The organism is Promicromonospora sukumoe 327MFSha3.1 (assembly GCF_000385135.1).
In the GTDB taxonomy this organism is placed as follows: Bacteria; Actinomycetota; Actinomycetes; order Actinomycetales; family Cellulomonadaceae; genus Promicromonospora; species Promicromonospora sukumoe_B.
In genome coordinates this window covers 220,239-242,110 of sequence record NZ_ARQM01000016.1, presented here as the reverse complement: position 1 = coordinate 242,110, position 21,872 = coordinate 220,239, and the positions used below count along the sequence as shown (strand labels likewise).

General features: G+C 71.7%; 22 protein-coding genes. 5 read left to right on the top strand and 17 right to left on the bottom strand.

Going from position 1 to position 21,872, the window contains the following annotated elements:
• Together H291_RS0126090 and H291_RS0126085 are read left to right on the top strand one after the other, a co-directional pair.
• The coding region (locus tag H291_RS0126090) for an ABC transporter ATP-binding protein (RefSeq protein ID WP_020018174.1) at nt 1-980 on the top strand (980 nt) is incomplete at its 5' end.
• 145 nt (nt 981-1,125) lie between these two features.
• On the top strand, nt 1,126-2,370 hold the full coding sequence (locus tag H291_RS0126085; protein WP_020017978.1) for a DUF4032 domain-containing protein: 1,245 nt from the start codon (nt 1,126-1,128) through the stop codon (nt 2,368-2,370).
• On the opposite strand, the gene rlmB is transcribed toward H291_RS0126085, so the two are convergent.
• From rlmB to H291_RS0126060, 5 genes are read right to left on the bottom strand one after another with little or no spacing between them, the layout of a single operon-like run.
• Nucleotides 2,367-3,362: a 23S rRNA (guanosine(2251)-2'-O)-methyltransferase RlmB gene (rlmB, locus tag H291_RS0126080; RefSeq protein ID WP_020017977.1), complete on the bottom strand. Its 996-nt coding sequence runs from the start codon at nt 3,360-3,362 to the stop codon at nt 2,367-2,369. The two genes, H291_RS0126085 and rlmB, sit on opposite strands and share 4 nt — an antisense overlap.
• A gap of 34 nt (nt 3,363-3,396) precedes the next feature.
• Entirely contained in the window at nt 3,397-4,824 is a 1,428-nt protein-coding gene (gene cysS, locus H291_RS0126075; RefSeq protein ID WP_026366153.1) for a cysteine--tRNA ligase, read from the bottom strand.
• A 20-nt stretch (nt 4,825-4,844) separates the two neighbouring features.
• Complete coding sequence (locus H291_RS0126070) at nt 4,845-5,303, bottom strand: SRPBCC family protein (protein WP_026366152.1); 459 nt, start codon at nt 5,301-5,303, stop codon at nt 4,845-4,847.
• A 17-nt stretch (nt 5,304-5,320) separates the two neighbouring features.
• Nucleotides 5,321-6,571 (bottom strand): low temperature requirement protein A, encoded by a 1,251-nt coding sequence (locus tag H291_RS0126065; RefSeq protein ID WP_020017974.1) that lies wholly within the window; start codon nt 6,569-6,571, stop codon nt 5,321-5,323.
• A gap of 33 nt (nt 6,572-6,604) precedes the next feature.
• Entirely contained in the window at nt 6,605-7,825 is a 1,221-nt protein-coding gene (locus H291_RS0126060; protein ID WP_020017973.1) for an alanine racemase, read from the bottom strand.
• Nucleotides 7,826-7,881: 56 nt separating this feature from the next.
• Between H291_RS0126060 and H291_RS0126055 the strand changes: the two genes are divergently transcribed.
• Nucleotides 7,882-9,219, top strand: a complete 1,338-nt coding sequence (locus H291_RS0126055; protein WP_020017972.1) for a D-arabinono-1,4-lactone oxidase — start codon at nt 7,882-7,884, stop codon at nt 9,217-9,219.
• Nucleotides 9,220-9,240: 21 nt separating this feature from the next.
• Here H291_RS0126055 and H291_RS33015 read toward each other — a convergent pair whose 3' ends face one another.
• From H291_RS33015 to H291_RS0126035, 4 genes are all read right to left on the bottom strand, one after another.
• Nucleotides 9,241-9,837, bottom strand: a complete 597-nt coding sequence (locus tag H291_RS33015) for a TetR/AcrR family transcriptional regulator (RefSeq protein WP_020017971.1) — start codon at nt 9,835-9,837, stop codon at nt 9,241-9,243.
• Nucleotides 9,834-10,382: a 2-C-methyl-D-erythritol 2,4-cyclodiphosphate synthase gene (gene ispF, locus H291_RS0126045; protein ID WP_020017970.1), complete on the bottom strand. Its 549-nt coding sequence runs from the start codon at nt 10,380-10,382 to the stop codon at nt 9,834-9,836. Before ispF ends, H291_RS33015 begins: the two co-directional genes overlap by 4 nt.
• Nucleotides 10,379-11,095 (bottom strand): 2-C-methyl-D-erythritol 4-phosphate cytidylyltransferase, encoded by a 717-nt coding sequence (gene ispD, locus H291_RS0126040; RefSeq protein WP_026366151.1) that lies wholly within the window; start codon nt 11,093-11,095, stop codon nt 10,379-10,381. The genes ispF and ispD overlap by 4 nt, the downstream gene beginning before the upstream one ends.
• Nucleotides 11,096-11,203: 108 nt before the next feature.
• On the bottom strand, nt 11,204-11,686 hold the full coding sequence (locus tag H291_RS0126035; protein WP_020017968.1) for a CarD family transcriptional regulator: 483 nt from the start codon (nt 11,684-11,686) through the stop codon (nt 11,204-11,206).
• 304 nt (nt 11,687-11,990) lie between these two features.
• On the opposite strand from H291_RS0126035, the gene H291_RS0126030 reads away from it, so the two are divergent.
• Nucleotides 11,991-12,524: a hypothetical protein gene (locus H291_RS0126030; RefSeq protein ID WP_020017967.1), complete on the top strand. Its 534-nt coding sequence runs from the start codon at nt 11,991-11,993 to the stop codon at nt 12,522-12,524.
• A 70-nt stretch (nt 12,525-12,594) separates the two neighbouring features.
• On the opposite strand, the gene pstB is transcribed toward H291_RS0126030, so the two are convergent.
• The 7 genes from pstB to H291_RS31710 form a co-directional block, all read right to left on the bottom strand.
• On the bottom strand, nt 12,595-13,374 hold the full coding sequence (gene pstB / locus H291_RS0126025; protein ID WP_020017966.1) for a phosphate ABC transporter ATP-binding protein PstB: 780 nt from the start codon (nt 13,372-13,374) through the stop codon (nt 12,595-12,597).
• Between the two features lie 45 nt (nt 13,375-13,419).
• Nucleotides 13,420-14,379 carry a phosphate ABC transporter permease PstA gene (pstA, locus tag H291_RS0126020; RefSeq protein WP_020017965.1) on the bottom strand — a complete coding sequence of 320 codons (960 nt, stop codon included), beginning with the start codon at nt 14,377-14,379 and terminating at the stop codon, nt 13,420-13,422.
• The gene (pstC, locus tag H291_RS0126015) at nt 14,379-15,383 is read right to left on the bottom strand and encodes a phosphate ABC transporter permease subunit PstC (protein ID WP_020017964.1); all 1,005 of its coding nucleotides are present in this window, start codon (nt 15,381-15,383) and stop codon (nt 14,379-14,381) included. The genes pstA and pstC overlap by 1 nt, the downstream gene beginning before the upstream one ends.
• Nucleotides 15,384-15,511: 128 nt before the next feature.
• Nucleotides 15,512-16,630: a phosphate ABC transporter substrate-binding protein PstS gene (gene pstS / locus H291_RS0126010; RefSeq protein ID WP_033328019.1), complete on the bottom strand. Its 1,119-nt coding sequence runs from the start codon at nt 16,628-16,630 to the stop codon at nt 15,512-15,514.
• A 197-nt stretch (nt 16,631-16,827) separates the two neighbouring features.
• Nucleotides 16,828-17,970 (bottom strand): phosphate ABC transporter substrate-binding protein PstS, encoded by a 1,143-nt coding sequence (gene pstS / locus H291_RS0126005; protein WP_026366149.1) that lies wholly within the window; start codon nt 17,968-17,970, stop codon nt 16,828-16,830.
• A gap of 119 nt (nt 17,971-18,089) precedes the next feature.
• Complete coding sequence (locus H291_RS0126000; protein WP_020017961.1) at nt 18,090-18,788, bottom strand: response regulator transcription factor; 699 nt, start codon at nt 18,786-18,788, stop codon at nt 18,090-18,092.
• Nucleotides 18,785-20,056 carry a sensor histidine kinase gene (locus tag H291_RS31710; RefSeq protein WP_020017960.1) on the bottom strand — a complete coding sequence of 424 codons (1,272 nt, stop codon included), beginning with the start codon at nt 20,054-20,056 and terminating at the stop codon, nt 18,785-18,787. Before H291_RS31710 ends, H291_RS0126000 begins: the two co-directional genes overlap by 4 nt.
• 273 nt (nt 20,057-20,329) lie before the next feature.
• Here H291_RS31710 and phoU point away from each other — a divergent pair, with 273 nt between their 5' ends.
• The gene (gene phoU, locus H291_RS0125990) at nt 20,330-20,977 is read left to right on the top strand and encodes a phosphate signaling complex protein PhoU (RefSeq protein WP_020017959.1); all 648 of its coding nucleotides are present in this window, start codon (nt 20,330-20,332) and stop codon (nt 20,975-20,977) included.
• Between the two features lie 97 nt (nt 20,978-21,074).
• Here the strand turns inward: phoU and H291_RS0125985 are convergent, their stop codons facing one another.
• Nucleotides 21,075-21,815 carry a phosphoglyceromutase gene (locus H291_RS0125985; RefSeq protein WP_020017958.1) on the bottom strand — a complete coding sequence of 247 codons (741 nt, stop codon included), beginning with the start codon at nt 21,813-21,815 and terminating at the stop codon, nt 21,075-21,077.
• Nucleotides 21,816-21,872 lie beyond the last annotated feature (57 nt).

Below are 21,872 nucleotides of genomic sequence, written 5' to 3'. Positions count from 1 at the left end.
CCCTGCGCATGCTCGCGGGTCTCGAGGACGTCAACGGCGGGCACATCTTCATCGGTGACCGGGACGTCACCGACGTGCAGCCCAAGGACCGCGACATCGCGATGGTGTTCCAGAACTACGCGCTGTACCCGCACATGTCGGTGGCGGACAACATGGGCTTCGCCCTGAAGATCGCGGGCACCCCGAAGGCGGAGATCCGCCAGCGGGTCGAGGAGGCCGCGAAGATCCTCGACCTCACCGAGTACCTCGACCGCAAGCCGAAGGCCCTCTCGGGTGGCCAGCGTCAGCGTGTCGCCATGGGCCGCGCCATCGTGCGTCAGCCGCAGGTGTTCCTCATGGACGAGCCGCTGTCGAACCTCGACGCCAAGCTCCGCGTCCAGACCCGTACCCAGATCGCGTCGCTGCAGCGCCGCCTGGGCGTCACCACGGTCTACGTGACCCACGACCAGACCGAGGCCCTCACCATGGGCGACCGCATCGCGGTCCTCAACGGTGGCATCCTGCAGCAGGTCGGCACCCCGCGTGAGATGTACGACCGCCCGAGCAACGTCTTCGTCGCCGGCTTCATCGGCTCCCCGGCCATGAACATCGGTACGTTCGACGTCAAGGAGGGCAACGTCAAGGTCGGTTCGGCCAGCGTCCCCCTGGAGCGCTCGATCGCCTCCACCATCAGCGAGGCCGACGGCGGCAAGGTCACCCTGGGCTTCCGCCCCGAGGCCCTCGACGTCGTCCCGTCCGGCACCTCCGGCTCGTTCGAGGTCGAGGTCAACCTGGTCGAGGAGCTCGGCTCCGACGCCTTCGTCTACGGCTCGCTCAAGGGCGACGCCGCCGACGTCGACCTCTCCGCCGGCGACACCAACCAGGTCATCGTGCGCATCGACCCGCGCGGTGTGCCGGACAAGGGTGACGTCATCTCCGTCGCCATCCAGGCCGGCCACTCGCACGTGTTCTCCGCGACCACGGGTGAGCGCCTCGGCTGAGCCGACGCCCCCTCGCCGAGGTAGAACCATGGCGAAGTAGAACTGTGGCGAGACAGGACGCCGGCACCAGCCGACGCCCTGTCTCGCCACACTTCTGTCCCGCCGTGATTCAGCGCCGGCGCTCCTGTCATCCAGAATGGTGCCCATGCCCCAGCAGAACCTCCAGATCACCGCGGTGGCGCCCGACCCCACTCTGCTGGACCTCCCGTGGGACGTCCCGCTGGCGGAGTGGCCCGACGAGGTCCTCGCCGCCCTGCCCCAGGGCATCTCGCGGCACGTGGTCCGGTTCGTCAACCACGGCGGCCGCGTGCTGGCCATCAAGGAGATCGGCGAGACCGTCGCCTACCGCGAGTACGCGCTGCTGCGGCAGCTGCACCGCATCGAGGTGCCCTCCGTGGTGCCCGTGGGCGTCATCACGGGCCGCAGCGCGCCCGACGGCGAGCGGCTCGAGGCCGTGCTCATCACCGAGCACCTGCCGTTCTCGCTGCCGTACCGCGCCCTGTTCAGCCAGGACCTGCGACCCGACACCGCCACGCGCCTCATCGACGCCCTCGCGGTGCTCCTGGTGCGCCTGCACCTCGTGGGCTTCTACTGGGGCGACGTGTCGCTGTCCAACACCCTCTTCCGGCGCGACGCCGAGACCTTCGCGGCCTACCTGGTGGACGCCGAGACCGGCGACATGCACCGCCAGCTCACCGACGGCCAGCGCAACTACGACGTCGACCTGGCGCGCACCAACATCATCGGCGAGCTGATGGACCTCGCCGCGGGCGAGCTGCTCGACGAGGACGTCGACGAGGTGTCCATCGGCGACGCGCTCGTGGAGCGCTACCAGGAGCTGTGGGCCGCCCTGACCATCTCGGAGGCGTTCGACCAGGAGGAGCGCTGGCGCGTGGCCGCGCGCATCGAGCGGCTCAACGACCTGGGCTTCGACGTGGGCGAGCTGGAGATCACCACGGACATCGACGGCACCAAGGTGCGCATCCAGCCCAAGGTGGTCGACGCCGGGCACCACTCGCGCCGGCTGCTGCGCCTGACGGGCCTGGACGTCCAGGAGAACCAGGCACGCCGCATGCTCAACGACCTGGACAGCTTCCGCGCCGCGACGGACCGGCAGAACGACCAGGAGCAGATCGTGGCGCACGCCTGGGTCCGCCAGGTCTTCCGCCCCACGATCGACGCCGTGCCCAAGGAGATGCGGCGCAAGCTGGAGCCGGCGCAGCTGTTCCACGAGATCCTCGACCACCGCTGGTTCATCTCGCAGCAGGCGCAGCGGGACATCCCGCTGCCCGAGGCCGCCAAGTCCTACGTCGAGAACGTGCTGCGGCACCGCCCCGACGAGGACGCCCTGCTCGGCCTCGCGCCGGGCGAGGCCGAGCAGCAGGCCTAGGCCTGGCTCGCGTCCGTGCGCTGCCTGGCCACCTCGTAGAGCGTGATGCCCGCCGCCACGGCGGCGTTCAGCGACTCGGTCGTGGCCGCGATCGGGATGGAGACGACGGCGTCGCACGCGTCGCGCACCAGGCGGGACAGGCCCTTGCCCTCCGAGCCGACGACCAGCACCAGCGGGTCGTTCGCGTACGCGAGCTCGCCCACGGGCATGTCGCCGCCCGCGTCGAGGCCCACCACGAAGCAGCCCGTCTTCTTCAGCTCGGCCAGCTCACGGGCCAGGTTGGTCGCCCGTGCCACCGGCACGCGCGCGGCCGCGCCCGCGGACACCTTCCAGGCCGACGCCGTCACGCCCGCCGCGCGCCGCTCCGGCACCAGCACGCCGTGCGCGCCGAACGCCCCGGCGGACCGCAGCACGGCCCCGAGGTTGCGCGGGTCGGTGATGCCGTCCAGCGCCACGATCAGCGGCGGCTGGCCCGCCTCGGCCGCGACGTCGAGCAGGTCGTCGGCGTCCCGGTAGTCGTACGGCGGCACCTTCATGGCGACGCCCTGGTGCACCGCGCCGTCGGTGAGCCGGTCCAGGTCGACGCGCGACGCCTCGAACATCGGCAGGCTGCGCGCGTGCGCGATCTCCAGGATCTCCTTGGTGCGGTCGTCCGACTCCAGGCGCGAGGCCAGGTAGATGCCCTCGGCGGGCATCTCCGCGCGGAGCGCCTCCAGCACGGAGTTGCGCCCGGCGACCACCTCGGCCGCGCCGGCGCCCTTGCGGCCGGCGCCGCGCCCGCCCGGGCCGCCAGGACGGCGCTGCCCCGTGGCGGCGCGCTTCTCCGCCGCCACCTTGCGCTGGTGCGCGGGGTGGTAGGTGCGGTCCTCCGCCTTGGGCGTCGGGCCCTTGCCGCGCAGCGCCTTGCGGCTGTGCCCGCCGGTGCCGACCTGCGCACCCTTCTTGGAGCCGGCCTTGCGCACCGCACCGGCGCGCTTGGAGTTGCCTGCCATCTTTTGTATCTCGTCTCTCAGCCGGGGTGTCAGATCAGGAGAGGGCCCAGCGGGCCCCGTCGGCGGAGTCCTGGACCTCGATCCCGGCGGCCGCGAGGCGGTCCCGGATCGCGTCGGAGGTGGCCCAGTCCTTCGCGGCCCGCGCCTCCGCGCGGGCCTTCAGCTCGGCGGCGACCAGCCCGTCGAGGGCGGTCGCGTACCGGTCGTCGCCCGACGTCGACCACTGCGGGTCGGCCGGGTCCAGGCCCAGCACGTCCAGCATCGCACGGAGCGTCACCAGCTCGTCGCGGACGGCGGCGTCGCTCCCGGAGGCGAGGGCCGTGTTGCCGGCCCGCAGGTGCTCGTGCACGACGGCGAGCGCCTGCGGCACGTTGAGGTCGTCGTCCATCGCGGCGGCGAACGCCTCGGGGAGCTCGGCCTTGGCGACCTCCTCGACGGGGACGTCGCCCACGCGCTCCGAGGCGCGCGTGACGAAGCCCGACAGGCGCTCCCACGTGGTGCGGGCCTCGTCCAGGGTGTCGGGCGCCCACTCCAGCATGGAGCGGTACTGCACGGCCACCAGGGCGTAGCGCACGACGGGCGCGGGCGCCTGGGCCAGCAGCTCGCTGACCAGCAGCCCGTTGCCCAGGGACTTCGACATCTTGACGCCGGACTGCGTGACCCACGCGACGTGCATCCAGCGCTGGGCGAACTCGTAGCCCGCGGCCCGCGACTGCGCCTGCTCGTTCTCGTGGTGCGGGAACCGCAGGTCGAGGCCGCCGCCGTGGATGTCGAACGTCTCGCCCAGGTAGCGGCGGGCCATCGCGGAGCACTCCAGGTGCCAGCCGGGCCGGCCGCGGCCGAACGGGGTGTCCCACGACGCCGACTCCGGCTCGCCCGGCTTGGCGGCCTTCCACAGCGCGAAGTCGTGCGGGTTCTTCTTGGCCGCGGCGGCGGACCCCGGCGCGGCCTCCGTGCCCTCCTCGGGACTGAGGTCCTCGACCCGCTGCCGGGTCAGCTCGCCGTAGGCGGGCCAGGAGTGGACGTCGAACCAGACGTTGCCCTCGCCGGTGGAGTAGGCGTTGCCCTTCTCGACCAGACGCTCCATGAGCGCGACCATCTCGGGCACGCTGCCCGTGGCCCGCGGCTCGTAGGTGGGCGGGATCACGCCGAGCGCGTCGTACGCCTGGGTGAACACCCGCTCGTACAGCGCGGCGTGCGCCCACCACTCCCGGCCGGCGGCGGCCGCCTTGGCCAGCACCTTGTCGTCGATGTCGGTGACGTTGCGGATCAGGGTGACCTTCAGACCCCGCCGGGTGAGCCACCGGCGCAGCACGTCGAACGCGATGACCGGACGCAGATGACCTACGTGCGGGGGTGCCTGCACCGTGGCGCCACACAGGTAGATGCCGACCTCGCCCGGGGTGATGGGGGTGAAGTCGCGCACCTCGCGCGCAGCGGTGTCAAACAGGCGAATAGTCACCTGTCAAGGGTACCGGCGCTTCAGGTTCCCGCCTCGACAATTGCCCGGGCTCGTTCCAGGGTCTGCCGCATGCCCCGCACGTTCACCCGGCGCCGGTGCCAGCCCGCCAGCGCCCAGTACACCCGCGCCGCGCCGCGCTGCTCCAGCTCGAACGACTCGGTGACGTCGGTGCCGCCGTCGGCGGGTGCCAGCCGGTAGCGCCAGTTGTTCAGGCGCCTGCCGCCCAGGTACACGGTGAAGCCGAAGTCGCGGCCCGGCTCGCAGTGCGTCACCTTGCACTGCGACCAGTACACGGGGCCGACGCCGTTGCGCCGCACGTGCCCGCGGAAGTGCGCGCCGACGGCGGGGCCGGTCGCGCCGTCCGTCCACTCGGCCTCGAACGTCTCCGGGCTCAGCTCGCCCACCCGCGTGACGTCGCTGAGCAGGTCCCAGACCCGCTCGGGGGACGCGTCCATGTGCACCGTCACTGCTGCTCGCATCAGTGCAGGCTAACGGTCTAGGCGTCGTCCCCGAGCAGCCGGGCCACGTGCCGGTGCCCGCGCGCCTCGTACCCGACGACCGAGATCGCGGGCGCGAGCATCACCAGGAGCAGGGCCCACGCCATGCCGACGCCCGCCGCCGCGGCGGCGACCGCCACGGCGAGCGTCGCGACCGTGCCGAGCACCAGGTACAGGTGCAGCGGGCTGACCGCCCGGCTGAGGATCCAGAACTGGACGTAGTCGGCCACCACGAACACCAGCACCGGCACGGCGACCGCCAGCACCGTCCCGAGGGCGCCGAGGTGCGAGTGCTCCTCCAGGTAGTAGCCGGCGACGTGCAGCCCGGCCCCGACGCCAGCCAGCGCCGCGAAGACCAGGATGTTGCCGTAGCCCCAGGTGAACGACCGCTCCCGGTGGCGGTGCAGCAGCTCGGCGTCGGGCGTGAGGTAGTACGTCCACCAGAGCCCGAACGTGAGGCCGGTGCCCGCGAGCGCCACGAGCGCGGCGTCGAGCGTCCATCCCGAGTCCGTGACGACGGCGGACAGCGACGCCACGGTGCCGATCACCCCCTCGCCGAGCGTGATGATGGCGAGCAGGCCGTAGCGCTCCGCCATGTGGTGGGCGTGCCACGGCGTGCTCTTCTGGCCGGGGCCGGCCGTGCGGTAGCGCTCGGCGACGTACGGCCCCGCCATCTCGGCGATCCCCAGCAGCACACCACCCACGAAGAAGACCGGGACCGTCACGGGGGCGACCGCCAGGACGAGCCACCCGACCTGCGTGATGACCAGCGTGCGCACGTACGACATGCAGGTGGCGCGGTACTCGGGCGCCTGCCGGGCCGCGCGCAGCCACTGCACGAGCGTGGCCAGCCGCATCACGATGTACCCGGCGACCATGACCTCGTTGTGCACGCGGTCGCCCTCGTCGATCGACGCGAACATCGCGGGCAGGCCGAGCGCCAGGATCACGACGCCGATCATCTGCACCATGGTGGTGACGCGGTAGAACCAGTCGTCGGTGTCGAACGCGGAGGCGAACCAGGTGAAGTTGATCCACGCCCAGCAGATCGCGAACATCGAGAACGCGAAGCCCACGACGCCCGACGCCACGTGCCCCTCGGCGAGCAGGTGCGCGCCCTGCTCGCCGGCCACCCCGAACGCGACCACGAACGTGAGGTCGAACAGCAGCTCCAGCGGGGTCGCCGTGCGCGCCGGCTCGTGCGGGTCGCGACCCGTCATCGGCCGGTTGCGGTGGTGCAGTGTGGGCATGGGCTTGTTCTACCCGATGCCGGGCGAGCGGGCCTAGCCGAAGTTGCGGCCCTCGCCGCGGTACGTCGGCACGGTCTCGGTGATCACGCTGCCCCGCACGAGGTGCACCTGGTCGAACCGCTCCATCATCTCGCCGGCCTTCGCGTGCCGGAGCCAGACCCGGTCCCCGGTGCGGAGCATGCCGCCGCCCGCCCGGGTGGCCTTGAGCGGCGTCTGCACCTCGCCCGCGCCCTCGGTCCCGCTCAGCGTGTAGCCGGGCGTGAACAGGCGCGGCAGCCGCAGCTTGCCGGCCTGGCCCGACGCCGCGTACCCGCCCGCGAACGCCGTCACCCAGCCGGGGGCGGGCTCGCGGACCACGTCCAGGCCGAAGAACGCCGCCGGCCGCGCCTCGAACGAGCGGTAGCCGTCGAACAGCCCGGGGGCGAACAGCCCGGAGCCGGAGGTCACCTCGGTCACCCCGGGCGCGCTGCCGCTCACCTCGATCGACCCGGTGCCGCCCGCGTTGACCAGCTCCACCTCGTGCCCGACGGCGTCGCGCACCGCCGCGAGGATCCGCACGCGCCGCTCGTTCACCTCGCGCATCGTGAGCCGCTTGACGACCCGGACCGCGGGGCTGGTGTCCGGCAGGCCGGCCACCTGGGCCTCGTAGAACATCAGGCCGCGCACCGCGAGGCCCTTGGCCTGCGCCACGGTCGCCAGGGCGGCGACGTCGCCGGGCTCGCGCAGGGGCGAGCGGCGCACGCCCAGGTGCGCCGTGAGCGGCCCGACGCCGACCCGCAGCGAGCAGTCGACGTCCAGGCAGACCTGGATCGGCCGCGCGGCCGACGCGGCCGCCTCGGGCCCGCCCGCACCGGCCCGCTCCTCGGCGTCGGCGATCAGGCCGAGGTGGGCCACGTCGTCGACCATCAGGGTGATCTCGGTGCGCGCGGTGGCGTCCGAGGCCAGCGCGGCCAGCGCCTCGCGGTCCACCGTCGGGTAGCCGACCAGCACGTCGCGCGTGCCCTGGCCGACCAGCCACAGCGCCTCACGCAGCGAGTAGGCCATGACACCGGCGAACCCGTGCCCGAGCGCCCGCTCGACGAGGGAGCGCACCCGCACGGACTTCGACGCGACCCGCACGGGCACGCCGTCGGCCCGCTTGAGGATGTCGAGGGCGTTGGTGTCGAACACGTCCAGGTCGACCACGGCGACGGGGGCCGGCAGGCCGGACGTGGCGGCGGAAAGCCGCGCGGCGGTGTCTGCTGCGGAGCTCATGCCCGAACGCTACTCCGGTTCTGTCCCCCTGAGCGGGCCCGTGGGATAGTGCTCCCGTGATCTGGACGAACTGGGCACGCAACGTGACCGCCACGCCCGCACGACTCGAGCAGCCGGCCTCCGAGGACGAGCTGTCCGACGCCGTCCGGCGCGCCGTCAAGGACGGGCACACGGTGCGCGCCGTCGGCGCCGGGCACTCGTTCATGCCGGCGGCGGCCACCGACGGCGTGCTGCTCAACCTGGACCACCTGGACGCCCTGCACCGCGTGGAGCGCGACCCAGACACCGGGCACGCCCTGGTCACGGTGGGCGCGGGCATGCGGCTGCACCAGCTCAACCGGCACCTGGCCGAGCGCGGCCTGGCCATGCAGAACCTCGGCGACATCGACCGGCAGTCGGTCGCCGGCGCCATCTCCACGGGCACGCACGGCACGGGCGCCCGGTTCGGCGGCCTCGCCACCCGCGTGCGCGCCCTGACGGTCGTGGGGCCCGACGGCGACGTCGTGCGCGCCGCGCCCACCGAGCGCCACGACCTGTTCGAGGCCTCCCGCCTCGGCCTCGGCGCCACGGGCGTGCTGAGCACCGTGACCATCGAGGCCGTCCCCGCCTTCGACCTCCTCGCCGTCGAGGAGCCCTGGCCCCTGGACCGCGTCCTCGAGGAGCTCGACGACCTCGTCGCGGGCAGCGACCACTTCGAGTTCTACTGGTTCCCCGCCACGCGCCGCGCCCTGACGCTGCGCAACACGCGGGTCGACGCCGGCACGAACGCCGGGTCCGGCCTGGCGCACGGCCTGCGCAGGGCGGCGGGCGCCGTCCGCTCGTTCATCGACGAGGAGGTGCTGTCCAACGCGCTGTTCGGCACCGTCAACCGGATCGCTACCCTCGTCCCGGCGGCGACCCCCACGCTGAACGCGATCTCGGCCCGCGCCCTGAGCTCGCGCCGCTACACGGCGCCGTCGCACGAGGTGTTCTGCACGCACCGGCGCGTGCGGTTCCGCGAGATGGAGTACGCCGTGCCGCGGGCGGCGGTGCGGCAGGTGCTCGACCAGCTCGACGCCTGGCAGCGGTCCACGGGCGAGAACATCCCGTTCCCGGTCGAGGTCCGCTTCGCCCCCGCCGACGACGTCTGGCTGTCCACCGCCTACGGCCGCGACACCGCGTACGTGGCCGTGCACCAGTACTGGAAGCTGCCGTACGCGCGGTACTTCGACGCCGCCGAGCAGATCTTCACGGCCGTGGGCGGGCGCCCCCACTGGGGCAAGATGCACACCCGCGACGCCGACTACCTGGCGGGCCAGTACCGCCGCTTCGAGGACTTCCGCCGGGCGCGCGAGGCGGCCGACCCCCAGGGCGTGTTCGCCAACCCCTACACCCAGCGGGTCTTCGCGGGATAACGCCCGGCCGGGGCTGCCGGCTCAGGGCGTCATGTCGTCGAAGACGTCGTGCGTCAGGTCGGCGAACGCGGAGCGCGCCGCGGCGTCGTCCTGGTCGACCATCCAGGCCAGCTCGATACCGTCGATCCGGATCGCCACCGTCCGCGACAGCACGTCGAGGTCGGTCCGGTACTTGGCCTCGGCGACGTCGGCCAGCCGCTGCAGGTACTCCCGCGTCATCACGATGCTCTGCTTGAGGTGCGCCTGCGCCACCTCGCGCAGCACCGGCGTACGCGCGCCCGACACGGCGAACTCGAAGGTCAGCAGCCGCATGTGCTGGTGCTGCTTGAGACCGGTCAGCAGGGCGTCGACGGCGGTCTCGGCCAGCGTCGTGCGGTCCGGACCCGCCTCCAGCGCGGAGATCATGGGCTCCGACGCCCGCATGGCGATGGCGCGGCCCATGGCGCGCAGCATCGCGTCCTTGTCGTCGAAGCAGTAGTGCACCGTGCCCAGGGAGATCCCGGCCTCCTGGGCCACGCGGCGCACGGTCACCGACTCGACGCCCTCGCGCATGGCGACGCTCAGCCCGGCCTCGACGATCTCGGCGCGACGCTCGTCCAGCGGCTTCCGCTTGTTCATGCCGCCGCCCTGCTGTCGGGCACGACGAGCGCGGTCGCGATGGCCGCGACCCCCTCGCCACGCCCGGTCAGCCCGAGCGCGTCCGTAGTGGTCGCGGTCAGCGAGACGGGCGCGCCCGCGGCGGCGGACAGCGCCGCCTGGGCCTCGTCGCGTCGCGTGCCGACACGCGGATGGTTTCCGATCACCTGAACAGCCACGTTACCGATCATGTACCCGGCAGCCCGGACGCGCCTCGCGGCCTCGGCAAGAAGTGTGGTCCCGGAGGCCCCCGCCCACTCGGGACGGCCGGTCCCGAAGTGCGACCCGAGGTCGCCGAGGCCCGCCGCCGAGAACAGCGCGTCCGCGGCCGCGTGGGCGGCGACGTCGGCGTCGGAGTGCCCGGCCAGGCCCCGTTCCCCGGGCCAGTGCAGGCCGCCGAGCCACATCTCGCGGTCCGAGCCGTCCGGCGCGTAAGCGTGCACGTCGACGCCGATCCCCGTACGCGGCAGGGGGTACGGGGCCGGGGCCGCGACCGTGAGGTCGGGCGTGCTCGACGGGTCGGTCATGCGTTGCTCTCCTGCAGCACGAGGGACGCGAGCCACAGGTCGCGTTCGGTGGTGATCTTGAAGGCGGCGGCGTCCCCCGGCACGATGTGCACCGGCTCGCCGAGCACCTCGACGAGCCCGGCGTCGTCGGTCGCCGCCAGGTGCTCCGCCCTGGCCCGGGCGGCACCGGTCCTGTGCGCACGCACCAGCAGGTCCCGGGCGAAGCCCTGGGGCGTCTGCACGGCCCGCAGCAGCGCGCGGTCGGGGGTGCCGGTGACCAGCTCCGCGTCGCCGTCCGGCCGCACCTGCTTGACCGTGTCGGTGACGGGCAGGCCGGGCACGACGGCGCCGTGGCCGCTGCGGACGGCGCCCACGACCCGCCGCACGAGGTCAGCCGGGACGAGCGGCCGGGCCGCGTCGTGCACCAGCACCACGTCGTCGCCGGCCCGAGCGAGGGCCAGGCCGGCGCCGACGGATGCCTGCCGTGTGGGGCCGCCGTCGGTCACCTGGACGGGGACCTGCACGTGCGGGTCGTTCGCCAGGAGGTCGGTCATGACGTCGGTCAGACCGTCGGGTGCGGTGACCACGAGGGAGTCCACGACCCCCGACGCTGCCAGGCGGCGCGCCGCGTGGAGCACCAGCGGGAAGCCGTCCAGCTCCACGAGGGCCTTGGGCAGGTCACGTCCTAGTCGGGTGCCCGAGCCGGCGGCCGTCAGGATTGCAAGGGTCGTCATCTCGTCGCGGGTCCCCACAGGATCATGATTGAAGCGAAGGATCCCGTGGGGTGCGCGCGCCGGTCGCCCGGCCGGCCCGTCCGAGGTGGTGGGGACCCTGTGGGTAAGTCAGGAAGCGAGGACCTCGTCGAGAATGGCTTCCGCCTTCTCCTCCTCGGTGTGCTCGGCCAGCGCGAGCTCGGACACCAGGATCTGCCGCGCCTTGGCCAGCATGCGCTTCTCACCTGCGGAGAGACCACGGTCGGCGTCACGGCGGGACAGGTCGCGAACGACCTCGGCCACCTTGATGACGTCGCCGGACGCCAGCTTCTCGAGGTTTGCCTTGTACCGGCGCGACCAGTTGGTGGGCTCTTCGGTGTACGGCGCGCGAAGCACCTCGAACACGCGGTCGAGACCCTCCTGGCCGACGACGTCGCGTACCCCCACGAGGTCGACGTTCTCCGCCGGGACCTCGATGGTGAGGTCGCCCTGGGCAACCTTGAGCTTCAGGTACATCTTTTCTTCGCCGCGAATCTTGCGGGTCTTGATCTCTTCGATCAGCGCCGCGCCGTGGTGCGGGTAGACAACCGTCTCGCCTACTGTGAACGTCATCTGCAGATGTCCCCTTTCCCTGAAACCAGGTTACCACGGCGTGATCTGGAGAACTTGCACCCTTGGGGTTCGCGCGGGCCCGGAACGAACTGCGTTTGTGCAGGTCAGAGCGTTGCATGTGGGTGGATGGAGGGTGGTCACCACCCCTTCACCCCCGGTCGGATCGTTCCGTAGCCGTGACCGTTGCCACTCCCTGACCGGGTGGTTCGTCACCTTCGGCGATGCGCGGGCACGCCCGTGGGCCCACTAGGATATTGCGGGGATCCGCCCCCGCCCGAACCAGACGAACATCAGGGAGTTCACCGTGTCCCGTCGCGCCACCGCCGCCCGAGGCGCCCGCACCATCGCCGTCGCGGGGGTCTCCGCTGCGGGGGCCCTCCTCCTGGCGGCCTGCGCCCCGACCACGACGACGCTCAACTACGACCCGTCCGACGGCGTCGGGGTCTCCGTCCTGGGCGCGGAGAACACGGAGCTGCGCGGCATCAACCTCCTGGTCGTGTCCGCCGCCGAGGGCGAGCCCGGCAACGTCCTGGGCGCGCTGTCCAACACCAGCGCCGACGACGCGACGTTCACGCTCCAGTCGCCCGGCGCCGGCCCCCTGGTCGTCGAGGTCCCGGCCGGCGACACCGTGTACCTGAACGCCGAGGCCGGTGAGCCCGCCCTGATCGACCTGGTCACCGCGGCGCCCGGCGACTACCTCGACGCCACCCTGAGCGTCGGCGCGGACACCAAGGAGTTCCAGCTCCCGGTGTTCGACGGCACGCTGCCGGAGTACGCGGACTACGTGCCGGTCGAGGTGGTCGAGGTCGTCGAGCCGTCGGCCTCCCCCACGGAGTAGGCACCGCAGGAACGACGAAGAGCCGGTGGGTCCGACCCACCGGCTCTTGTCGTACCCGATCAGCGGACGATCACCCGAAGCGGCCCGAGACGTAGTCCTCGGTGGCCTTCTCGGCGGGCGACGAGAAGATCGTCGCCGTGTCGTTCATCTCGATGAGGCGGCCGGGCTTGCCGGTGCCCGCGATGTTGAAGAACGCCGTCCGGTCGCTCACGCGCGCCGCCTGCTGCATGTTGTGCGTCACGATGACGATCGTGTAGTCCTTCTTGAGCTCCTGGATGAGGTCCTCGATCGCCAGGGTGGAGATCGGGTCCAGGGCCGAGCACGGCTCGTCCATGAGCACCACCTGCGGCTTCACCGCGATGGCGCGGGCGATGCACAGGCGCTGCTGCTGGCCGCCCGACAGGCCGGAGCCCGGCTTCTCGAGGCGGTCCTTGACCTCGTTCCACAGGTTGGCGCCACGCAGCGAGGACTCGACCAGCTCGTCGGCGTCGGACTTCGAGATCCGCTTGTTGTTCAGCTTCACGCCCGCCAGCACGTTGTCGCGGATGGACATCGTAGGGAACGGGTTGGGGCGCTGGAACACCATGCCGACGGTGCGGCGCACGGCCACGGGGTCGACGTCGTCGCCGTACAGGTCGACACCCTCGAGCTCGACCGAGCCGTCGACGCGGGCCCCGGGGATCACCTCGTGCATGCGGTTCAGGGTGCGCAGGAACGTCGACTTGCCGCAGCCCGACGGGCCGATGAAGGCCGTGACGGACTTGGGGTCGATCGTCATGGACACACCCTCCACGGCGAGGAAGTCGCCGTAGTAGATGTTCAGGTCTTTCACGTCGATGCGCTGTGCCATCGGATCATTCCTTCGTGTGAGCTGCGGCTGAGGCGGGTCTGCGCGTCAGCGCAGCTTCGGGGAGAACCACCGGGTCACGAGGCGCCCGATGAGGTTGAGGAGCATGACGATGATGATCAGCAGGAGGGCGGCGGCCCAGGCCCGGTCGAAGTTGATGCTGACCAGGCAGTCGAGCGCGTCCTCCCGGCAGGGCACCGGTCCCTGACGGTACTGGCTGAAGATGTAGACCGGCAGAGTCATCATGCGCCCGTCGAACACGTTGAAGTTGATCGAGTCCGACACACCGGCGGTGATGAGGATGGGGGCGGTCTCGCCGATCACGCGGGCGATGGAGAGCAGCACACCGGTCGTGATGCCGGCGACGGAGGTGCGCAGCACGACCCGGACGATGGTGAGCCACTTGGGCACGCCCAGCGCGTAGGACGCCTCCCGCAGCTCGTTCGGGACGAGCTTGAGCATCTCCTCGCAGGAGCGCACCACGACGGGGATCATCAGCACGCTCAGCGCGACCGCCGCGATGATGCCGAGCTTGGCGCCCGGGCCCAGGAAGATCGTGAACAGCGCGAACGCGAACAGGCCCGCGACGATCGACGGGATACCCGTCATGACGTCCACGAAGAAGGTCGTGGCCCGGGCGAGCGCGCCGCGGCCGTACTCGACGAGGTAGATGGCCACGAGCAGGCCGATCGGTACCGAGATGACCGTGGCGGTCAGCGTGATCATCAGCGTCCCGACGGCGGCGTGGTACGCGCCGCCCATGTCCATGCCGCCGAAGACACCGCGCATCGACGTGAAGAGGAAGTCGCCGTCGAACCGCTCGACGCCGTTGACGACGACCGTCCACAGCAGGGACACGAGCGGGATGACGGCGAGGAGGAAGGCACCGTAGATCAGGATCGTCATGGCACGGTCGGCGCGCCTGCGGCCGCTGTCGGCGGTGGTCAGCAGGGCACGCGTGCGCTCGACGGCGCCGGCGTCGTCCGTGATCGAGGTCGTGGCGCTCATCAGTTGGCTCCCGAGAATTCCTTGCGCCGCGCGACGATCGCGCGGGCGCCCATGTTGACCACCATGGTGATGACGAACAGCGCGAGGCCGGTGGCGATGAGCACGTTCACCGCGAGCCCGCTGGCCTCGGCGAACCGCGACGCGATGAAGGCGGCGATGGTCTGCTGCTGGCCCGAGTCGAAGATCTGGAACGAGTAGAGGATGCCGGGCGACAGGATCATCAGCACCGCCATCGTCTCGCCGAGCGCACGGCCCAGACCGAGCATCGCGGCCGAGATGACGCCGGAGCGGCCGAACGGCAGCACGGCCGTGCGGATCATCTCCCAGCGGGTGGCGCCCAGGGCGAGCGCGGCCTCCTCGTGCAGCGTGGGGGTCTGCAGGAAGACCTCGCGGGAGACCGCCGTGATGATCGGCAGCACCATCACCGCGAGCACGACGGACGCCGTCGCGAGCGAGCGGCCCGTGTTCGTCACGTTCACGGTCCAGAACGGCAGGAAGTCGAGCACCCCGGCGATCCACACCCACACGTCGCTGATGATCGGGGCCAGCGTGCGCCCGCCCCACAGGCCGAACACCACGGACGGGATCGCGGCCAGGAGGTCGATCACGTAGCCGATCACCGAGGCGGCGCGGCGGGGGGCGTAGTGGGAGATGAACAGCGCGATCCCGATGGCGACCGGCGTCGCGAGCAGCAGCGCCATGGTCGCGGCCAGGAGCGTGCCGAACACGAGGGGGCCGACCAGGTCCCAGAGCGAGTTCATCCCGGTGGGCAGACCGCCCTTGCCGCTGAGCTCGTCCGGCGACGCCGTCAGCGCGGGCAGACCGCGCGCGATGAGGAACACCGCGACGGCTGCCAGGACCAGCAGCAGGAACGCGCCGGACCCGGTGGTGATCCAGCGGAACACCCGGCTGAAGCCGCGTTCGGTGTCGCCGCTGTTGCGCCGTCGGGCGGGCGGCTTCAGCCGGCCGGGCTTTGCGTCCGGCGGACTGTCGGTGGTGGTCACAAGAGCTCCTCGATGCTCATCGCTCGGTGTGCGGGATCAGTGACTGACATGCCTGTGCCGGTGGTCGGACCGGCCGGCGCCGAGAGAGCGCCGCCGGTCCGGCCACCGGCCGGTATTCATCTGGTCGGTCAGCCGACCGTGATCGACTCGATCGCGGCGTTGACCTGCTCAGCGGTGGCCGCCGAGATGGGCGAGCTGCCCGCGGCGTCGGCCGCGGCCTGCTGGCCCTCCTCGGAAGCCTGGTAGGCGAGGAACGCCTTGACGAAGTTGCCCTGCGCCTCGTCCGCGTAGTTGGTGCAGGCGATGGCGTAGGAGACGAGCACCAGCGGGTAGGTGCTGGGGTCGGTCAGCGTACGGTCGACCTCGATGGCGAAGTCGTGCTCGGCACGGCCCTCGACGCGCGGGGAGGCGTCCACCGTGGCGGCGGCGCCCTCGGCCGAGAACGCCACGAACTCCTCGCCGACCTTGATCGAGGCGGTGCCCAGGGTGCCGACCTTGGAGGCGTCGGCGTAGGTGACGGCGCCCTCGGTGTCGGTCACGACACCGACCACGCCGGACGTGCCCTCGGCGGAGTCGCCGCCCTCGAGCGGCCAGACACCGTCGGGCTCGTCGGTCCAGGCCTCGGGGGCCGTCGCGGACAGGTACTCGGTGAAGTTCTCGGTGGTGCCCGAGTCGTCGAGGCGGTGCACCGGCGTGATGTCGGTGTCCGGGAGCTCGGCGTCAGGGTTGTCCGCCGCGATCGCGTCGTCGTTCCACTTCTTGATCTCGCCGTTGAAGATGTTGGCGATGACCTCGGAGGAGAGGTTCAGCGAGTCGACGCCGGGCAGGTTGAAGGCCACGGCGATCGGGCTGACGTAGATCGGCAGGTCGATCGCGCCGTCGGGGCCGCAGACCTCGGCCGAGGCGGTGAGCTCCTCGTCGTCGAGCGCGGAGTCCGAGCCGGCCCACTGCACGCCGCCCGCGAGGAACTGCTCACGGCCCGCGCCGGAACCGGCCGGGTCGTAGTTGATCGTGGCGTCCGGGTTGGCGCTCTGGAAGCCGGCGACCCAGGCCTCCATCGCGGACTCCTGGGAGGACGCACCAGCGCCGGCGAAGTCGCCGGAGATGGCCTCGCCACCCGCCGCCTCGCTGGGCTCGGCGCCGGTCGTCGGGTCGGACCCGCAGGCTGCGAGGCTCAGCGCGAGCGCGCCCACCATGACAGCGGAGCCAACGCGGGGGAATCGGCTGATCTTCACGTGTCGTTCCATCCTGTTCAAGTCTTACGCGCGGCGAGCGCCGCGGCGTCAGTCGGGACGCTAGGCAGGTGGAGTGACCTGCTCACCAGGACGAGGTAAACGGAGGGTGAACAACCCCGCGGGAAGCGGGTGATACGCAACACGATCACCATGACACGGCCGGACTTGCTCCACCTGCCGGAACGGTCCTGGGGCGGCCCCGGGCCGGTTCAGCCGGCCTGCTCCTCCGGGCGTTCCTGGGTCAGGTAGATGGCCTTTGCGGCCGCCCCGATCCAGTCCTGCACGTCCGGCGAGATGACGGCGCTGCCCGCCGCCTCGGCGGCGCGCTCCTGGCCCTCGGTGGACGCGACGTAGTCGACGAACTCCTTGACAAAGGTGCCCTTGGCCCGGTCGTCGTAGCGCGAGCACACGACGAGGTAGGAGACGAGCACCATCGGGTAGGCGAAGGGCTTGTCGATCGTCCGGTCGAGGGAGAACGCGAGGTCGTGCTCGTACCGGTTCTCGATCCGGGGCGAGACGTCGACGACGGCCGCGGCGGCGTCCGCGCTGTAGGGCACGTACTCGTCGCCCACCAGGATCGCCGCGCGGCCGAGGTCGGTGGTGCGCGAGGCGTCGGCGTAGGTGATGCCGCCCGGCGTGGACCGGACGGTGTCCGTGACGCCGCCCGTGCCCTCCGCGGCGAAGCCCTCCGGCAGCGGCCAGATGCCGTCCGGGGTGTGCGGCCACGCCTCGGACGCGGTCGCGTGCAGGTAGTCGGTGAAGTTCTCGGTGGTGCCCGAGTCGTCGGAGCGGTGCACCGGCGTGATGCCCAGGGCGGGCAGCTTCGCCTCCGGGTTGGCCGCGACGATCGCCGGGTCGTTCCACCGCGTGATCTGCCCGGTGAAGATCTTCGCGATCACGTCCGAGGACAGGTTGAGCTGCTCGACGCCGTCGAGGTTGAACGCGACGGCGATCGGGCTGATGTAGACGGGCAGGTCGATCGCGTTGCCGCCGTCGCAGGCGGGGCCGGACGCCGCCATCTCCTCGTCGCTCAGCGCGACGTCGGAGGCGCCGAAGGCCGTGCCGCCCGCGAGGAAGGCTTCGCGGCCGTCACCGGACCCGACGGGGTCGTAGCTGATGTCGGCCTCGGGGTGCTGCTCCTGGAAGCCGGTGATCCACGCCTCCATCGCCGACTCCTGCGACGAGGCGCCGGCACCCTGGAAGCTGCCGGAGACGACCACCCTCGCCGCGGCGGTGGGGGCGGCGTCCGCCTCCGAACCGGGCAGCCCGATCGCGGCGCAGCCAGCGACCGGCAGCACGAGGGCACCAACTGTGGCGGCGGAGACGAGACGGGTGTATTGGGAGGTGCTCACGTCTCGCGAAAATACTCACGGGCGCGGTCGCGGGAGCAAACGCCGGGTGAACGGAAGGTGACCGGCGTTCCTGTTTCATCCGTGAGGTGCGCCACGTCAGCGGCGCACCTCAGCGGGCCTCAGCCCTCGTCGTCGGCCAGCTTGTAGCCCAGTCCACGCACCGTGAGCAGGTACTTCGGCGTGCCCGGGTCGGGCTCGATCTTCGAGCGGATGCGCTTGACGTGGACGTCGAGCGTCTTGGTGTCGCCCACGTAGTCGGCGCCCCAGACCCGGTCGATGAGCTGGCCGCGGGTCAGCACCCGGCCGGCGTTGCGCATGAGGAGCTCGAGCAGGTCGAACTCCTTGAGCGGCAGGGCGACGCTCTCCCCGCTCACCGCGACGGTGTGCCGCTCCACGTCCATCCGGACCGGCCCCACCTCCAGCACGCCGTCCTCGTCCTGCTCGGTCGAGTCGTTGGGCTGCCGGCGCCGCAGCACGGCCCGCACGCGGGCCAGGAGCTCGCGGTACGAGTACGGCTTGGTCACGTAGTCGTCGGCGCCGAGCTCGAGGCCCACCACCTTGTCGATCTCGGAGTCCTTCGCGGTCAGCATGATGACCGGCACGTCACCGCGGGCCCGCAGCTCGCGGCACACCTCGGTGCCCGACAGCCCCGGCAGCATCAGGTCGAGCAGGACCAGGTCCGCACCCTCCGCGTCGTACGCAGCGAGCGCCGAGTTGCCGTCCGCGGCCTCGACCACCTCGAAACCCTCGCGGGTCAGCTGGTACGTCAGCGGGTCCCGGTACGACTCCTCGTCCTCGACCACCAGGATGCGCGTCACGCACCTACCTCCTCGTTCTTCGTGGCCGCGTCGTCAGCGGCCTTGTGCTGGTCGTGCTGGTCCTGCTCCTCGCCCTCGCGGACGACGTCCGCGAGGGGCGGCGGGGTAACCTTGCCGGCGCGGCCCGCGCCGGCGGGCCGGTCGGCGGACGGGATCCGCAGGGTGAAGGTGGATCCCCGGCCGGGCTCCGACCACATCTGGACGTCGCCGCCGTGGTCGGCCGCGACGTGCTTGACGATGCTCAGGCCCAGACCGGTGCCCCCGGTGTCGCGGGAGCGTGCCGGGTCGACGCGGTAGAAGCGCTCGAAGACGCGGTCCTGCGCGTCCTCCGCGATACCGACGCCCTGGTCCACGACGGCGATCTCGACGAGACCGGCGCGCTCGTTGACGCCCACGCCCACCCGGCTGGCGGGCCCGGAGTACGCCACGGCGTTGTCGACCAGGTTGCGGACCGCGGTGACCAGGAGGTTGTGGTCGCCGTAGACCTCGGTGTCCAGGTCGCCGCCCATGGTGATCGCGATGTTCTTGGACTGGGCGGTGGTGCGTGCCCGGTCGACCGCCTCCTCCACGACCTCGCGGATCGGGACCGGCGTCAGCTTGGGCATGGCGCCGGCGCCCTGCAGGCGGGACAGCTCGATGATCTCCTGCACCAGCGCGGACAGCCGGACGGCCTCGCGCTGCATGCGCTCGGTGAAGCGGCGGACGGCGACGGGGTCGTCCGCGGCGTCGGCCACGGTCTCCGCGAGCAGCGCCAGCGCGCCGACCGGCGTCTTGAGCTCGTGGGAGACGTTGACCACGAAGTCGCGGCGGATCGCCTCGACGCGGCGCGCCTCGGTACGGTCCTCGGCGAGCACCAGCACCCGGTCGAGGCCGAGCGGGGCCACGCGGACCTGGAGCAGCACGGTGCCCTGGCCCACCGGGCCACGGGGCAGCTCCAGCTCCTGCTCGCGGATCACGCCGTCGCGCCGCACCAGGGCGACCAGGTCGATGATGGCGGCGTGCACCAGCGCGTCGTTGCGCACCACGCCGAGCGCGTACGCCGGCGGCGACGCGCGGATGACCTCGTCCTCGCCGTCCAGCACCACCGCGGCGGAGCGCAGCACTGAGAGCACGCGAACGAGGCCCGCGTCGAGCTCGTCGGGTTCGGTAGGGGGCAGGGCGTGCTGATGCCGTTCGGAGACGCGGAACGCCACGGTGGCGACCACGCCGACGATCACGCCGAGAATTCCGGCGACCAGCACCGGCACCCCGGAGATGATTCCGTCCACGCCTCCAGGGTAGGTCGACGTTTCAACCGCTGGCGGACGTGGGCGGGCGCTTCCAGGATCGCGTCGCCTACTGTTCATGTCAGGGAGGAAGAGCGTTAACCTCCCAGTACATCGCGCCGTCGAACCTAGGTGGGTGCGGGCGGTAGCTGTGCCGTGCACCGTTCGGGACGTGTCCGGACGGTCGGCCCGGCCGCGCGTCGGCCCTGCCCGCCCTCCCGGCGGCGCGACAGCGGACGCGACCCGTCCGTGCGTCCCGGATGCGAGAGGAAACCGATGCGACAGATCTTCGATGCCGAGCTCCAGCAGGTCGGCGAGGACCTGACCGAGATGAGCAGGCTCGTCGAGTCCGCCATCACCCGAGCCGGAACGGCGCTGCTGGAGGCAGACCTGCAGCTCGCGCAGGAGGTGATCGCCTCCGACAAGACCATCGACGCCATCGAGGACTCCCTCGACGAGCGGTGCGTGCACCTGCTCGCGCAGCAGGCCCCGGTCGCGACCGACCTGCGCGTGGTCGTGAGCGCGCTGCGCATGAGCGCCTCCCTGGAGCGGATGGGCGACCTCGCCCGCCACGTCGCCCAGGTGGCGCGCGGCCGCTACCCCGCCCAGGCGATCGTCCCCGAGGCGCGGGAGACCTTCACCAAGATGCACGACGCCGCCGTCCGCGTGGCGCAGCGCACCACCAAGCTGCTCGCCACGCGCGACCTCACGGTGGCCGAGGCGCTCGAGCGCGACGACGACATCATCGACGAGCTGCACCAGGAGACGTTCAACACGCTCCTGGCGCCGGGCTGGCAGGGCACCGTCCAGGAGGCCGTCGACGTCACCCTCGTGGGCCGCTACTACGAGCGGTTCGGCGACCACGGCGTCTCGGTCGCGCGCCGCGTGACGTTCCTGGTCACGGGCGACTTCCCGGAGGAGTGACCGTCCAGCCGACGTAGAACTGTGGCGAGACAGTACTGGGGCGCGACCACCGATCGGTAGTCGCGCCCCAGTTCTGTCTCTACTTCGACACAGGGGGTCAGCGGCCCTGGTTGGCGACCGCCGCGATGGCGTCCTTGGCCGCCTCGGGGTCGAGGTACGTGCCGCCCGGCTTGACCGGCGCGAGCGTCTCCTCGTCCAGCTCGTAGACCAGCGGGATGCCCGTCGGGATGTTCAGCCCGGCGATGGCCTCGTCCGAGACCCCGTCGAGGTGCTTCACCAGCGCGCGCAGCGAGTTGCCGTGCGCGGCGACCAGCACGGTCTTGCCGGCCTTGAGGTCGGGGACGATCTCGCTCTCCCAGTACGGCAGGGCACGGTCGAGCACGAGCTTGAGGGCCTCCGTGCGCACGACGGGGGCGTCGGCGTAGCGCGGGTCGGCGTCCTGGCTGAACTCCGAGCCCAGCTCGATCTCCGGCGGCGGCACGTCGTACGAGCGGCGCCAGAGCATGAACTGCTCCTCGCCGAACTCCTCGAGCGTCTGCTTCTTGTCCTTGCCCTGCAGGGCGCCGTAGTGGCGCTCGTTGAGGCGCCAGCTCCGCTTGACCGGGATCCAGTGGCGGTCGGCGACGTCGAGCGCGAGGTTCGCGGTCATGATCGCGCGGCGCAGCAGCGAGGTGTGCAGCACGTCCGGGTTCACCCCGGCCTCCTTCAGGAGGGCGCCGCCGCGCTTGGCCTCCTCGACGCCCTTCTCGGAGAGGGCGACGTCCACCCAGCCGGTGAACAGGTTCTTCGCGTTCCACTCGCTCTCGCCGTGGCGGAGCAGCACGAGGGTGTAGGTCATGGCTCCATCCTGCCGCACTTCCCGGGGCGTCGACGAAGCCGCAGGCAGTGGTCTCAG

Bases quoted from the DNA above. Each gene is read 5' to 3' on its own strand.
- H291_RS0126035 (WP_020017968.1), bottom strand. From the start codon at position 11,686: ATGACGTTCACAGTAGGCGAGACGGTTGTCTACCCGCACCACGGCGCG.
- H291_RS0126065 (WP_020017974.1), bottom strand. From the start codon at position 6,571: ATGCCCACACTGCACCACCGCAACCGGCCGATGACGGGTCGCGACCCG.
- H291_RS0126085 (WP_020017978.1), top strand. From the start codon at position 1,126: ATGCCCCAGCAGAACCTCCAGATCACCGCGGTGGCGCCCGACCCCACT.
- H291_RS0126070 (WP_026366152.1), bottom strand. From the start codon at position 5,303: ATGCGAGCAGCAGTGACGGTGCACATGGACGCGTCCCCCGAGCGGGTC.
- ispD (WP_026366151.1), bottom strand. From the start codon at position 11,095: ATGACGACCCTTGCAATCCTGACGGCCGCCGGCTCGGGCACCCGACTA.
- rlmB (WP_020017977.1), bottom strand. From the start codon at position 3,362: ATGGCAGGCAACTCCAAGCGCGCCGGTGCGGTGCGCAAGGCCGGCTCC.
- ispF (WP_020017970.1), bottom strand. From the start codon at position 10,382: ATGACCGACCCGTCGAGCACGCCCGACCTCACGGTCGCGGCCCCGGCC.
- H291_RS0126060 (WP_020017973.1), bottom strand. From the start codon at position 7,825: ATGAGCTCCGCAGCAGACACCGCCGCGCGGCTTTCCGCCGCCACGTCC.
- pstS (WP_033328019.1), bottom strand. From the start codon at position 16,630: ATGGAACGACACGTGAAGATCAGCCGATTCCCCCGCGTTGGCTCCGCT.
- phoU (WP_020017959.1), top strand. From the start codon at position 20,330: ATGCGACAGATCTTCGATGCCGAGCTCCAGCAGGTCGGCGAGGACCTG.
- pstA (WP_020017965.1), bottom strand. From the start codon at position 14,379: ATGAGCGCCACGACCTCGATCACGGACGACGCCGGCGCCGTCGAGCGC.
- H291_RS0125985 (WP_020017958.1), bottom strand. From the start codon at position 21,815: ATGACCTACACCCTCGTGCTGCTCCGCCACGGCGAGAGCGAGTGGAAC.
- H291_RS33015 (WP_020017971.1), bottom strand. From the start codon at position 9,837: ATGAACAAGCGGAAGCCGCTGGACGAGCGTCGCGCCGAGATCGTCGAG.
- pstB (WP_020017966.1), bottom strand. From the start codon at position 13,374: ATGGCACAGCGCATCGACGTGAAAGACCTGAACATCTACTACGGCGAC.